Raw genomic sequence first — 11,114 nt, forward strand, 5'->3', positions numbered from 1 at the left:
ATCGCTAGCACCGAGCAGCCGTACTTTTCGCACCCCGCAGACACCGCCCATCCGCAATTGCATCCAGGATCAGCGGCTTACTTAAAAATAGTCAGAATTCAGGGGTTTACAGAAACCACCCAATCGCTATAATCGTCGCCCACACGCCGGTATAGCTCAGTTGGTAGAGCAACTGACTTGTAATCAGTAGGTCCCGGGTTCGACTCCTGGTGCCGGCACCATACAAAACAAAGCCCTCGCAGAGATGCGAGGGCTTTGTTGTTTCTGGACCGTCCACTTTTACCCCATGCTGAAACCTGCGGGAACAAGCTTGCTCGCGATGAGGCCGTCAACCCACCGAAAATCTTTCGGCCAAGATGGGCAATCTTTTAGAACACCACGACGGAAGCAATCTCAACCAAACAGCATCTTTTGCCAGTGGTCCTCACCCACAATCGCAATCGAAGCCCCCGCCTCCCGCAGCTCCACTGCCTTCATAATCTTCGTTCCGTAAGTACTGTGGCGCCACTGCTCATTACCAACGCTGCCGACCACCAGGTAATGCACCTTCTTGCTCACACCACCACCAATCAAACCGCCACGCTCCTCGACCAATGCCTGACAATCTTTGCGCGGGCCAAAAGCCATTACGCCTGTAAATACAAACAACCGGCCGTCCCACATCAAGTCAGGAGCCGGTGAATTGAATGGAAGGTCCGTAGGAGCAACAGCCATAGCTCCGCCGACCTGCGACTTCTCAATGCCTACTCCAGAAAAACTACGCAGGATGTTAAGCAGCTCAAGAGCTTCGTCAGGGTCCAGAGCATCGTCCTGAAGCATGGAGGCCAAACGCGAATAGAGCAGATTGATCACCGGGTCATTCAGATGTGCGAGATTGTTTTCCAACCATTGCTTTAGAAAAACCGCTTCGTTGACGTTCACGACACCGTCGGCCGTAATCCCAGCGGCCAGCCCGACCAAGGCATCGGCAGCACGTCGATCAATACGAGCGTTGTGAAAGAATTTGCTGTTTTCGAACTCGTTGTGTAGGTCCATTACGGGGCTCCTTCGGGTGTGTTGGCCCGGCATTGAAGCGGTGCTGCCTGAGGAATGGTGTGTTCAAACCTAGCATTCCTGCGCGCAGAACCCCGTTTTTTGATAAGAAAATAAATCCGTCCCCTTTTTTCGCTTTTTTCCGGTCCCCTTTTTTCCGCGCAGGTGCGGCAGTCGTTTAATGTGCGCTTAGCACATAGGCGGGCTCCGACATCGTCCATATTGGGGCTCTTAAGGTTCCTTCGCCTTGCGCCTACGGGCCTTTAGTTTGCCGGCGACGTCAACTACCAGCCCCTCAAAAATCCGCAGACTCCCCTCGCGATCAGGACCCGCAAGCAGCGAAAGGTCAAAAGCCACGCCGATAGAAATAAAAGCACAAAATCTAGCACTCCTAGTTCTTGCGCAACCAAGGCCGCTCAATTACCATCCAGCCATCACTAGAGGAGGCTCAGGTCATGCCTAAGCAAATTGATTACCCTAGGGCGTCTCTGAAAAGCTGTTTGGCAGTCGCCCAAGCCGTAAACGACCTTGGGGGCGAATGCAGTTCAGCTTTGGCGGGAGACAAGCTTAACAAGCAGCATACAAGTGGAGCGTTCAAAGGCTTAATTGGAGCCGCAGTTAAGTATTCACTGATTACCAACAAATTGGGGCAACTGAAGGTTACGCAACTTTTTCGTGATATAGCGCTTGCATATGACGAGGACGAGGGTAAGCAGGCCCGAATGAAGGCCTTTCTCTCGCCTCCACTCTTCAGAGCTATTCACGATCGATTCCAGAGCAAAACGCTCCCCGTGGCCCATTTCGAGAAGCTCTTGATCAGAGAGTTTGGGGTACCTGACCAGTTCGCCTCTCGAGTTGAAGGCTACTTTCTCGAAGGTGCGAAACAATGCGGCCTACTGGGAGAGGACAATGTCCTGTCCAGTTCCCATCCAAACGCAGCAAATGAAGTGATCGAAAATGGAAAAAATGGTGATGACAGCGAACAGTCAGCGCCCATCGAAAAAACAGTAGCGCTGCCAAGCGCCACATCGGCCACCCGCTCCGCTCCAGCAGTCAATAACCAGCCGATCCTCGAACATAATCGGCACAGTGAGCCGGAGCTCGAGGGGAAATTCACAGTACGGATAAAGGGTCCAGGGATGGACTCGCTCATCGTCATCAACGAAGAGGAAGACCTTCTCATCGTGAAAGCGATGCTCAGAAAAGTCGAAAAGCGGCTTGCAGTTGAAGATGAATAGAGGGGATGACTAAGCCCGAGGGGTAACCCCGAATGAAAAAGGCCACTGAAGTTGGCGCTTCAGTGGCCTTACACAAAAACAAAAGCGATGGTTGGCGCCATTGCTCTGCTCTGCAGATTTCAGGTTAGCGCTCGAAATCTATCAGCTGTGTCAGCCTGTGGCAAGGAAGCTTGTCGTAGCCGGCCAGCCAAGAGCAGTTCTCCAGCCACCACACAGCTACAGGAGATCTGCCACTATGGCATCCAGACAATACCGCCGCTCGCCGGCAAATCGCGTCAAATCGGTCTACGTCCGTCGCTATCCGCGCTTCCGCTTCGGCCGCTGGGAAGACGTTACCGATCACTTCCGTAGCCCGCCGGGACAGTTGTCCTTTGACTTCTGAGAGGTAGAGGGAAAAGGGGGGAGGCCGCTTCGGCCTCCTTCTCGATTTTTGGTGCGCTATAAGGCCACCCGGTTTAGATACTTCCCGATTCGATTCCACCAAACGCCATAACTAGCTGATTTATTTATGCGACCCTTTGAGGTACGCCCGAAAATCCATCAAATTCCAGCCCCGCGAATCCCATACCCTTGCAGCAAGAAACCGTCTGTCTGGTGCCGGCACCATACAAAACAAAGCCCTCGCAGAAATGCGAGGGCTTTGTTGTTTCTGGGGCAATGGGACTCCCAATGCCTAGATGCCTGGCTTTGATTTTCCGGGATCTGAAAGGACGCTGCCAGCATCGCGCCACGATTGCTGACCCAATCCCGTAGGAAAGGACGGTTGCGGCTCTTACAGTCAAGGAGCCAGACAATGCCAAATCCGCAAGACCTAAAAACCCCAGGCCTAACCCCCTTCTCCTACCATTCCGACCGCCCGCTATTCCGCGTCAACAGCGGCATCCCCCTCGGCGAAGCCCTATCCCACGCTTCCGACCTGCTCCACATTGCCAAGCTGTTAGCCGAGGACGCGGCGATGATTCGCGGTGCGGATCGGTATGCCTGGGCGTCGTGTTATTTGCAGGATATGAGCAAGGCCGTCATTGATGACGTGGTTAAGGTGCTGGAAGCTCCGGGGAATAATCCGGCTTAAGCGGCTGGCGCAATGCTGCCTTGCTGAGCGCGGCAGCATTGAGTTTCGTCTGCAGGCACGGAAGGACACCCCGTGGCGACGTTTCGCTAAGCCCCTCGCCACGGGCTGACCATGTTTCATGGTCCACCGAGCTTGTGGATATTCATCTAATTTTTTCCCCCGCCGATACCCTCAAATAAGAGCATGGCCTGTCCAAAGGCTCCGCTGGCGCTCAACTACACTTGCCCAGAATCCCCGCTCCAGGAGCAGCAAACGATGAAAATCCGCACCAAGATTGTAGGTTCGGGGTTGGTCAGTCTGTTTTTTGCCCTGTTGCTGGGCGGTATCGGGCTGTGGGGTTATAACGCCATGATCGACGCCTTGGCACAGAACGAGACCAGTATCTCAGCCATGCGCAAGCACATGGAGGCGGACATGATGCATGACGCCATTCGTGGCGATGTGTTGGCTGCTTTGCTGGTTGCGCCAGGCGATGCCGCCGGCGCGAAGGAAGTGACCGAGGCATTCGATGAGCATTCGGAGCGGATGCGCAAGGTGATCGCCGAGAACGCCGAGGCTCGTTTGCCGGGGACGATTTCCCAGACGATTGCCGAGTTGAAGCCTCAGGCCGACGCTTATATCGCTTCAGCCAAGCAGGTGATTGGCAAGGCGCTGAGCGGCGCTCAGGATGGCCGGGCGTTGCGGGCCGAGTTCGACAAGGCCTTTGAGGCCCTGGAGGAGCGCAACGAGGCGGTCAGCGAGCTGATCGAAGACCAGGCGAAGTCGTCTCGCGAGCATCAGGACCACAGCATTCATACTTCTGAACGCTGGCTGATCGTCACGTTGCTGGCGACCTGCGTGGCGCTGGCGCTGTTGTCGTGGAGCCTGCTTAAAGCCGTGCTCACGCCGCTGAATAAAATCATCCTCAACACCCAGGCGATTTCCCAAGGCGATTTGCAGCATTCAATGGGCGCTCATGGCGATGATGAGCTGGGGCAACTGCAAAGTGTGATCGAGCAGATGCAATCCAACTTGCGGCAGATGATCGCGACGATCCGCAGTCAGAGCGATGGCTTGCATGGCACCTCTCGCACGTTGGGCGATACCGCGCGGCAAATTGTGTCCAGCGCCGACCAGCAAGCCCACAGCGCCACCAGCATGGCGGCGAGCATGGAGCAGATGATCGCCAACATCAGCCAGATCAATCAGCATGCCGACAGCGCCCGGACGATTTCGGCGCAGTCCGAGCAACTGGCGAGCAGCGGCGGCCAGGTGATTCTCGGCGTGGTGGAAGGCATGAACCGGATCGCTGAGGTGGTCAACCAGTCCTCCGGCAAAATCACCGCACTGGATGCGTCTTCCGAGGACATTCACTCGATCATCCAAGTGATCAAGAGCATCGCCGAGCAAACCAACCTGCTGGCGCTGAACGCCGCCATTGAAGCGGCCCGCGCCGGTGAGGCCGGGCGCGGCTTTGCGGTGGTGGCCGATGAAGTACGCAACCTGGCGGCCCGCACCACGCAATCCACCCAGGAAATCACTACGATGATCGGACGCATCCAGACCAGCGCCCGGGATGCAGTGGCGAACATGCAAGCATGCGTCAGCCGCGTGGACGAAGGCGTGAACCTGGCCCAGCAGGCCGGAGTGTCCATCAGCGAAATCCGTACCGGTGCGCGGCATGCTGCGGAAGTGGTCGAGGAAATTTCCCACACCATCGCCGAGCAATCCAAGGCCAGTGATGAAATGGCTCAGCGGGTGGAAGCGATTGCAGCGCAATCCAGGGACAACACTTTGTCCATTCACAACCTGCAACACACGGCAGACGAGTTGAATGACGCCGCGGGGTCAATGCAATCTTCGGTGCAGCAGTTCAAGATTTGATCAGTTGCGCCTGCGCCCATTGGTACGGGAGTTCGCCTCTGTCGGCTGCGTTGCAGCCCTTCCAATCGTCCTGGTCAACATGCAAACGTTTCGCCTCCTATCTGAGATGAACCTTATGCTAGATTATGGCTCAGCAATAATTATGGCTAATCCATAAAACAGGATAATTGCATGAGTAGCATTTTCCAGCGTCCGGAACTGGCTGAAAGCATGGCCAATCAGCTTCTCAATCCGGGGGTTCTTGACGAAGGCTTGCGTTCCGGGTTGTTTCTGTCCGGGTTGCGCAGAACCGGTAAAACCACGTTTTTGCGAAGTGACCTGATTCCGGCGCTGGAAAAGGAAGGTGCGCTCGTCATTTACGTCGACCTTTGGAGCGATACCCTCGCCAATCCGGCCACCTTACTGCACGACGCCGTTCGCAAGACATTAAAGGAATTACAAACGCCTACGTCTGGCCTGCTTAAAACATTCAAGCGGGTCGGCGGCGTCGACATCGGTGCGGCAGGGTTCAAGTTCGGGTTCAAACTTGAAGGAGTCGGTGACGTCGGGGGCACGACGCTTGCGCAAGCATTCACCGAAGTGGTTGATCAAACCAAGACTGATTTGGTGCTTATCGTCGATGAGGTTCAACACGCGATCGCCTCTGAAGACGGCAATCAAATGTTGCTCGCGCTGAAAGCCGCTCGTGACGCCATCAATCCCCGCCCCGATACCCCGGGCTACTTTCTGTTCATCGGCACCGGCTCTCACCGAGCGCAGGTCAGCGAACTCACAGCGAAACGTAACCAGGCTTTCTCCGGAGCTACTTCTACGGCGTATCCAGTCTTGAAGGGCGATTATGTCGAGTACCTGCTAAACCGCCTGGCGATGACTGTCAGTCAGCAAAAATTGCCGTCCCTTGATATCGCTACCCAGGCATTCGCTACACTTGGCAACCGCCCGGAAGAGATGCTTAAAGCCCTTAGACAGGTATTGCAGCAAGAGGGCGATCCGGATTTGTTCTTGCCCGTCATCGCCAGTACCTTGCGTTCCGCCGCGGCAAATATTGAACTTGAGAAGGTAGAGCAACTGGGCAGTTTGGCTCAGGCTATCTTCAACAAAATTGCCTCGACGACAGGGGATGCACGCGGGATTTTTTCCGTTGACGCTGCAGCAGAATATTCTCAAGCCGTAGGTCGGGATGTGCGTATTGAAGAAATCCAACCCGTAGTGATTGCCTTGGTGGCCGAAAATATCATCATGCGTCGGGGGCATGGAATCTACGCGATTACTGATCCGTTCGTTCAGGAATTATGGCTGGAAGAACAAGCGCTGATCGCGGCAACTTGATTCATAAGCCGTGAACAACAAGACTTTCTGCGTTCAGCCTCACACTCGATTCACCTCGAACACAAACGAAATCTCCCGCTTCTGGGCACTCCAGACGTAGCGGATATGTTTGCCTTGCACCGGAATCGATACCGCTGGCGGTCGAAAAGCGGCGACGCACTCATGACCGGGCAACCGAACGCTGTTGTACAAAAGCCCCCACGACAATGTCGCGCGCAGTTCCCGGGCGAACACCTGGGACGGGCCGTAGGCCGTGGGGTCTGGATTGTGCAGGTGTGGATAATCGTGGCGGATGTCGTGCAAGGGTTTGACGACGCGGTTGACGTAGGTGCGCATGGTCAATTCCAGGTCAGGCTCGTTGGTCGCATTCAAGAACCGAGCCTGGTGGTAACACGTCTCGGCAATGGCCGCTTCCTGGCTGCTGGCGGCGTAATAGACACCGAACGTGCCATCGCTGAAGCGACTGCTTTTACCGATGTGGGTAAACGCCGCCATCACAGGCGAGGAACCTGGACCGGAGACCCGATCTTCAGAGCGTACCCGGGACAGCACGCCGGCTTCTTCCATGAGCCGGTCATTGGTCAGGGCTTCCAGGGCGTAGGCGGTGGCCAGGTCATCCGGGTCAAGCACATCTTCGAACAGCGTGATTGGCGGAAAGCTGCTGTTGACGATCCTATAGGCCCGCTTCCATTTCGGGTCCGCCAGCGGTGGCGTCATCAACCGCGCACTCCGTCGAGGTATCGCCGCACATCGGCAATGTCTACCACCCGCCCCACCAGCATGTACGACAGCGCCGACTGGCCGTTGAAAGGTGCCGCCGTGTTCGGGCTGCTGACCCATTGATATACGCGGTCTCGGCTGTTACTGAAGATGATGCTCAGCGCCTTGTGAATACCCATGAGGTAGGAAATACGCTCGAGGGTGTCCCGCGGCAGCCTGACGTTTTCAGGCAATTGTTTGTATTTGTAGAAGGTCGTATTTCCGACTTTGCCCAACAACGTGCGCTGCTGCTCGACACTGCAGCCCCACAGCTCCATGAGATTGAAGAAAAACTTCAACGCGACTCGACCCGCATCCGGGGAATCCAGTTGTTGCTGGGCGCTGAGGTTGATGGAGGAAGTCGCCATGAGCTTTGGGCTCCTTTGTTACTGGGTGATGCGTAGAGAGTAGTACATATATGTATAAAATTTAAGTTTTAATTCGCAAGCGAACAGCTGCAACCATAATTTTCCGACCGGTTCGCTGCAACGGAACATCTTGTCGTTGTATTAACGGTATCAACAGACAAGCCGAACCAGCAGAAACCGAAAATCCCACTTAAGCTCCAATCATCGCCTGCCGGCGCTTTTCGCTACAAAACCGCGACAACCGTGGCAAGGTGCTTGATGATAGCGACCATCGCCCCGCCAGGCCGGGGCCGGGTGCATAAATAACAGCGAGCCCACTTAAGCAGAGGGCATTACCTCATGGATAGCAGAACCTTACGCAACCTCATGCGCATCATGCAGACCGGCTCGTTGTCGGCCGCAGCGGAACAGTCGTGCCTCACGGTGCAGGCACTGGCGGCGCAATTGAACAAGGTCGAGGAGCAGTTCGGGTTTCGGTTGTTCCGACGCTCGAACAAAGGCCTGACGTTGACGAGCCAAGGCTCTGAACTGACGCCGTTCATGGATCAGGTTCTGGCGGCCACGCGACAGCTGGAAGAAAAAGTCGCGGCGCTCAAGACGCCCAGGCAGCGCAGCCTGAAGGTGGCGCTCAATACCACGCTGACGGCGGATTTCAACCGGCGGATAATTGATCGCCTGATCGCGGTTTTTCCCCAGTACCAACTGGAGTTCAGTTACGCCGAGTCGATGGAGAACCTGAGCAAGCTCAAGAACGAGCATTTTGACCTGGCGATCCTGATCGGGCAGCAAAATGGCTTTACCAGCATCCCCATGCCGGGCGTGCAGGTGCAGGTCGTCGGCGCCCATTGTGGTGACAAGGACGATTCCCTTGGCCTGCTTGGCGACAAATTCCAGGTACGTCCGGCAGAAGAATGTCCGTATTCCCACAGTTTCCTGCGCTTCCTCGATGCGGGCCTCGGCGAGTACGGACCGAGCCAGCGAATGATCTACTCCTGCAGCGAAACGCTGACGTTGTCTTTGATCACTCAGCTCGACGGCTTGGGGCTTGTCTCCCGGGACGCGGCGATGCGCAACGGACTGGCGATATTCCCGGACTTCGAGGACTTCCTGGAAGTACGCCTGGCGGTGAACAATCCCGAGCTGTCCGACCAGGCGCTGCACGATGTCGTCGACCTGACCCTACAGGAACGAACCGAGCGCGATGTACGCCGCCGTGCCCACCGCCACACTGAGAAACAGGTTGCGGCTGAAATACGCACATAACAGCGTCGGAATCGCGGCATAGAACTCCGGACGGTCGAGCTGTATCTGCTGGTCCTTGATCAGTAGCGGAGTCAGGCTGATGGCGGCGACGATCGCCACCGGCAGGTATTCCAGCGCACGGGCGACAAACGGCGGCCAGTTGTCCGTATTGACCTGCAGCGGCAAGGCGCGGGGCAGGAAGGTCACGGCCATCATCAAGGCAACGACGAGGATCAGGAACGTTTGGTCAGGCATACGCCCACCCCGCAGCCAACGAACGTGGCGATGAATACGTTGAATGGCGAGCTGCCCATCAGGCTCAGCGCGCCCATGCAGATAACTGCCGCCAGCGCCGCGATAAGCTTGTTGCGCGTGTTGCACAACGAAACCAGCACGTAGAGCATCATGGCAGTCAAGGCGTAGTCGAGTTGATACTTGATCAGGTGTGCCGCGTATTGCGCACAAACGGCTCCCAACAAGCCGCCCAGCACCCAGGACGTGTGGCAAAAGAGGTTGAAACCGATCAGGTAGCGCACACTGACCGGCGCCCCGGTGCCCAGCTTGACGCTGTGGAAGGCGAACGACTCATCCGTGAGCCCCGCCGCGTAGCACCAGCGCTCGAAACGACTGAGTCCCAACGCCCGCAAGGCCTTGGCCATGTAGACCGACATGAGCATGTGGCGCGCATTGATCAGGAACGTGGTGAGCACAATAGTAGTCAACGACGCCCCGCTGGAGATCAATGCCAACGCCGCGAATTGTGAGGCGCCTGCATAAACGAACAGGCACATCGCCACCGGGAGCCACAATGGCAACCCGGCGTTGACCGCCATCAGACCGAACACAAACGAAACCGTGAAATAACCCGCTACTACCGGACTGGCTTCAGCAAAGGTTCGCGAGGCTTGTGGTTCGACTGCCAGCGGCTGGCTGGAAGTCTTGTTCATAGATCCCTCTCGAAAGTGATTTCGCCCCGAGGTTCACAGAACCCTTGGGCAGCCCAGAAGCGCTTGCCGGCCAGATTGGTCTCGTCGACAAACAGGAACATGCGCAGCACGCCGACCCGTTTCATGTCAGCGGATGCCGCTTCCACCAGGCGCTGGCCCAGGCCTTGGGTGCGATGCCTCGAGCTGACTGCCAAGTGATTGATTGTCCCGCGAGTGCCCAGCATACCGCCGATGACCGCGCCTACGACGTCACCCGTCGCATCGAAAGCCATGTAGGCGGTGGTGGTTTCCTGCAACAGCACGCCACGCAAGAACCGCGCATCCTGCCATTCACAGAACGACACCTCGGCAAAACCGCGAAAAAATTGCTCCAATCGTTCGGCGTCCCTGACCATGGCTCGGCGCAACAGGATCTGCGGCACCGAGTCCTCCATGGGTTCGAGCTGTTCAGCGAACAATGTCAAAAGCGGTCCCGGGCCGCGAAAACGAAATCGCCAGGATTTGCCTGAACGCCATTTCATGGCTGTGGGTGTTGCGGGCGGGGGTCACATAGTGGCGCATGTCCCGATCAAGGAAAAAGGTCGTATCGAGGATGTCCTCGTAAGTGGTCGCCGCCAATTGTTCTTCCTGGGCGCTGTAGAGACGGCTTTCCGCGCCAGCGACGTTATTGCGACCCCAGAAATGCACACCACTGAAAGGGTACCCATCGCAATGGATGCCTTCGGGAGTGATCTCCAATTGCTTGCCCGGCTTGATCTCGATACGGATCTGATGGATCTGGCACTGCCAGATTTCATCATGCAGTTCCTGCGGCAGAACGTTTTTGTATACGTCGAAGTCCGTGTCGATCAGGCTGCGCATCACGGGCGAATTGATCACTTCGTTGGAGAAATCCTCGAAGTGTCGCTCCAGCCCGCCGACGTAGCTGTTATTGGCTTTGGACTGGACATAGGCGCGGTGTTCAAGCTGCTTGAGTTCGCGGGTCGTGGGGTTGTATTCGAAATCGCTGTAGCGGCGGAAACGCATGCCTGACTCGGCCTGGCCGTAATAGCTGTCGGGCTCCATGTTTTCCCAGCTTTTGGTCAGCCGGACAAAGTCGCCGAAATGACCGTAGAGGTTGAAGTCTCCACCGCGGACGTTGACGTATTTGTCACGCCTTAGCGCTTCGCCCACTTCCCTGTTCAGAACGATCATTTTTCATAGGTCTCCACTGCATTGAGCGGACTAATCTATTAGGTGCAGGATTTGCGTCCATGAAAAAGTA

The 11,114-nt window shown here is 56.3% G+C and carries 13 protein-coding genes and 1 tRNA gene; 7 read left to right on the forward strand and 7 right to left on the reverse strand.

Going from position 1 to position 11,114, the window contains the following annotated elements; genetic code table 11:
• The first annotated feature begins 145 nt into the window (after nt 1-145).
• Nucleotides 146-221: transfer RNA gene (locus HU762_RS16700), tRNA-Thr, on the forward strand.
• A 172-nt stretch (nt 222-393) separates the two neighbouring features.
• On the opposite strand, the gene HU762_RS16705 is transcribed toward HU762_RS16700, so the two are convergent.
• Nucleotides 394-1,035, reverse strand: a complete 642-nt coding sequence (locus HU762_RS16705; RefSeq protein ID WP_186638876.1) for a BRCT domain-containing protein — start codon at nt 1,033-1,035, stop codon at nt 394-396.
• Between the two features lie 452 nt (nt 1,036-1,487).
• On the opposite strand from HU762_RS16705, the gene HU762_RS16710 reads away from it, so the two are divergent.
• The 5 genes from HU762_RS16710 (at nt 1,488) to HU762_RS16730 (ending at nt 6,534) form a co-directional block, all read left to right on the forward strand.
• Nucleotides 1,488-2,270, forward strand: coding sequence for a hypothetical protein (locus HU762_RS16710; RefSeq protein ID WP_186638878.1), 783 nt, complete (start codon nt 1,488-1,490; stop codon nt 2,268-2,270).
• Nucleotides 2,271-2,505: 235 nt separating this feature from the next.
• Nucleotides 2,506-2,652 (forward strand): hypothetical protein, encoded by a 147-nt coding sequence (locus HU762_RS16715; protein WP_186638880.1) that lies wholly within the window; start codon nt 2,506-2,508, stop codon nt 2,650-2,652.
• Between the two features lie 411 nt (nt 2,653-3,063).
• Entirely contained in the window at nt 3,064-3,342 is a 279-nt protein-coding gene (locus tag HU762_RS16720) for a DUF3077 domain-containing protein (RefSeq protein WP_186638882.1), read from the forward strand.
• Nucleotides 3,343-3,597: 255 nt separating this feature from the next.
• On the forward strand, nt 3,598-5,205 hold the full coding sequence (locus HU762_RS16725; protein ID WP_186638884.1) for a methyl-accepting chemotaxis protein: 1,608 nt from the start codon (nt 3,598-3,600) through the stop codon (nt 5,203-5,205).
• Between the two features lie 171 nt (nt 5,206-5,376).
• Complete coding sequence (locus HU762_RS16730; RefSeq protein ID WP_186638886.1) at nt 5,377-6,534, forward strand: AAA family ATPase; 1,158 nt, start codon at nt 5,377-5,379, stop codon at nt 6,532-6,534.
• Between the two features lie 39 nt (nt 6,535-6,573).
• On the opposite strand, the gene HU762_RS16735 is transcribed toward HU762_RS16730, so the two are convergent.
• Together HU762_RS16735 and HU762_RS16740 are read right to left on the reverse strand one after the other, a co-directional pair.
• The gene (locus HU762_RS16735) at nt 6,574-7,251 is read right to left on the reverse strand and encodes an RES family NAD+ phosphorylase (protein ID WP_186638888.1); all 678 of its coding nucleotides are present in this window, start codon (nt 7,249-7,251) and stop codon (nt 6,574-6,576) included.
• Entirely contained in the window at nt 7,251-7,661 is a 411-nt protein-coding gene (locus HU762_RS16740) for an MbcA/ParS/Xre antitoxin family protein (RefSeq protein ID WP_186613172.1), read from the reverse strand. The genes HU762_RS16735 and HU762_RS16740 overlap by 1 nt, the downstream gene beginning before the upstream one ends.
• Before the next feature lie 339 nt (nt 7,662-8,000).
• Here HU762_RS16740 and HU762_RS16745 point away from each other — a divergent pair, with 339 nt between their 5' ends.
• Nucleotides 8,001-8,924: a LysR family transcriptional regulator gene (locus HU762_RS16745; protein ID WP_186638890.1), complete on the forward strand. Its 924-nt coding sequence runs from the start codon at nt 8,001-8,003 to the stop codon at nt 8,922-8,924.
• Here the strand turns inward: HU762_RS16745 and HU762_RS16750 are convergent.
• The 4 genes from HU762_RS16750 to HU762_RS16765 are packed head-to-tail and all read right to left on the reverse strand — an operon-like array spanning nt 8,841 to nt 11,044.
• A complete protein-coding gene (locus HU762_RS16750) occupies nt 8,841-9,158 on the reverse strand; it encodes an AzlD domain-containing protein (RefSeq protein ID WP_186613168.1) in 318 nt (105 codons plus the stop codon). The genes HU762_RS16745 and HU762_RS16750 overlap by 84 nt on opposite strands.
• Nucleotides 9,137-9,850 carry an AzlC family ABC transporter permease gene (locus tag HU762_RS16755; protein ID WP_186638892.1) on the reverse strand — a complete coding sequence of 238 codons (714 nt, stop codon included), beginning with the start codon at nt 9,848-9,850 and terminating at the stop codon, nt 9,137-9,139. Before HU762_RS16755 ends, HU762_RS16750 begins: the two co-directional genes overlap by 22 nt.
• Complete coding sequence (locus HU762_RS16760; protein ID WP_186639053.1) at nt 9,847-10,284, reverse strand: GNAT family N-acetyltransferase; 438 nt, start codon at nt 10,282-10,284, stop codon at nt 9,847-9,849. Before HU762_RS16760 ends, HU762_RS16755 begins: the two co-directional genes overlap by 4 nt.
• Before the next feature lie 13 nt (nt 10,285-10,297).
• Entirely contained in the window at nt 10,298-11,044 is a 747-nt protein-coding gene (locus HU762_RS16765) for a 2OG-Fe dioxygenase family protein (protein ID WP_186613164.1), read from the reverse strand.
• Nucleotides 11,045-11,114: the final 70 nt, after the last annotated feature.

The organism is Pseudomonas sp. SWRI92 (genome assembly GCF_014268685.1).
Lineage (GTDB): Bacteria > Pseudomonadota > Gammaproteobacteria > Pseudomonadales > Pseudomonadaceae > Aquipseudomonas > Aquipseudomonas marvdashtae.

What these genes read in the sequence shown, in the direction of transcription:
- HU762_RS16705 (WP_186638876.1), bottom strand. Translation starts at nt 1,035, where the DNA reads ATGGACCTACACAACGAGTTCGAAAACAGCAAATTCTTTCACAACGCT.
- HU762_RS16710 (WP_186638878.1), top strand. Translation starts at nt 1,488, where the DNA reads ATGCCTAAGCAAATTGATTACCCTAGGGCGTCTCTGAAAAGCTGTTTG.
- HU762_RS16715 (WP_186638880.1), top strand. Translation starts at nt 2,506, where the DNA reads ATGGCATCCAGACAATACCGCCGCTCGCCGGCAAATCGCGTCAAATCG.
- HU762_RS16720 (WP_186638882.1), top strand. Translation starts at nt 3,064, where the DNA reads ATGCCAAATCCGCAAGACCTAAAAACCCCAGGCCTAACCCCCTTCTCC.
- HU762_RS16725 (WP_186638884.1), top strand. Translation starts at nt 3,598, where the DNA reads ATGAAAATCCGCACCAAGATTGTAGGTTCGGGGTTGGTCAGTCTGTTT.
- HU762_RS16730 (WP_186638886.1), top strand. Translation starts at nt 5,377, where the DNA reads ATGAGTAGCATTTTCCAGCGTCCGGAACTGGCTGAAAGCATGGCCAAT.
- HU762_RS16735 (WP_186638888.1), bottom strand. Translation starts at nt 7,251, where the DNA reads ATGACGCCACCGCTGGCGGACCCGAAATGGAAGCGGGCCTATAGGATC.
- HU762_RS16740 (WP_186613172.1), bottom strand. Translation starts at nt 7,661, where the DNA reads ATGGCGACTTCCTCCATCAACCTCAGCGCCCAGCAACAACTGGATTCC.
- HU762_RS16745 (WP_186638890.1), top strand. Translation starts at nt 8,001, where the DNA reads ATGGATAGCAGAACCTTACGCAACCTCATGCGCATCATGCAGACCGGC.
- HU762_RS16750 (WP_186613168.1), bottom strand. Translation starts at nt 9,158, where the DNA reads ATGCCTGACCAAACGTTCCTGATCCTCGTCGTTGCCTTGATGATGGCC.
- HU762_RS16755 (WP_186638892.1), bottom strand. Translation starts at nt 9,850, where the DNA reads ATGAACAAGACTTCCAGCCAGCCGCTGGCAGTCGAACCACAAGCCTCG.
- HU762_RS16760 (WP_186639053.1), bottom strand. Translation starts at nt 10,284, where the DNA reads ATGGAGGACTCGGTGCCGCAGATCCTGTTGCGCCGAGCCATGGTCAGG.
- HU762_RS16765 (WP_186613164.1), bottom strand. Translation starts at nt 11,044, where the DNA reads ATGATCGTTCTGAACAGGGAAGTGGGCGAAGCGCTAAGGCGTGACAAA.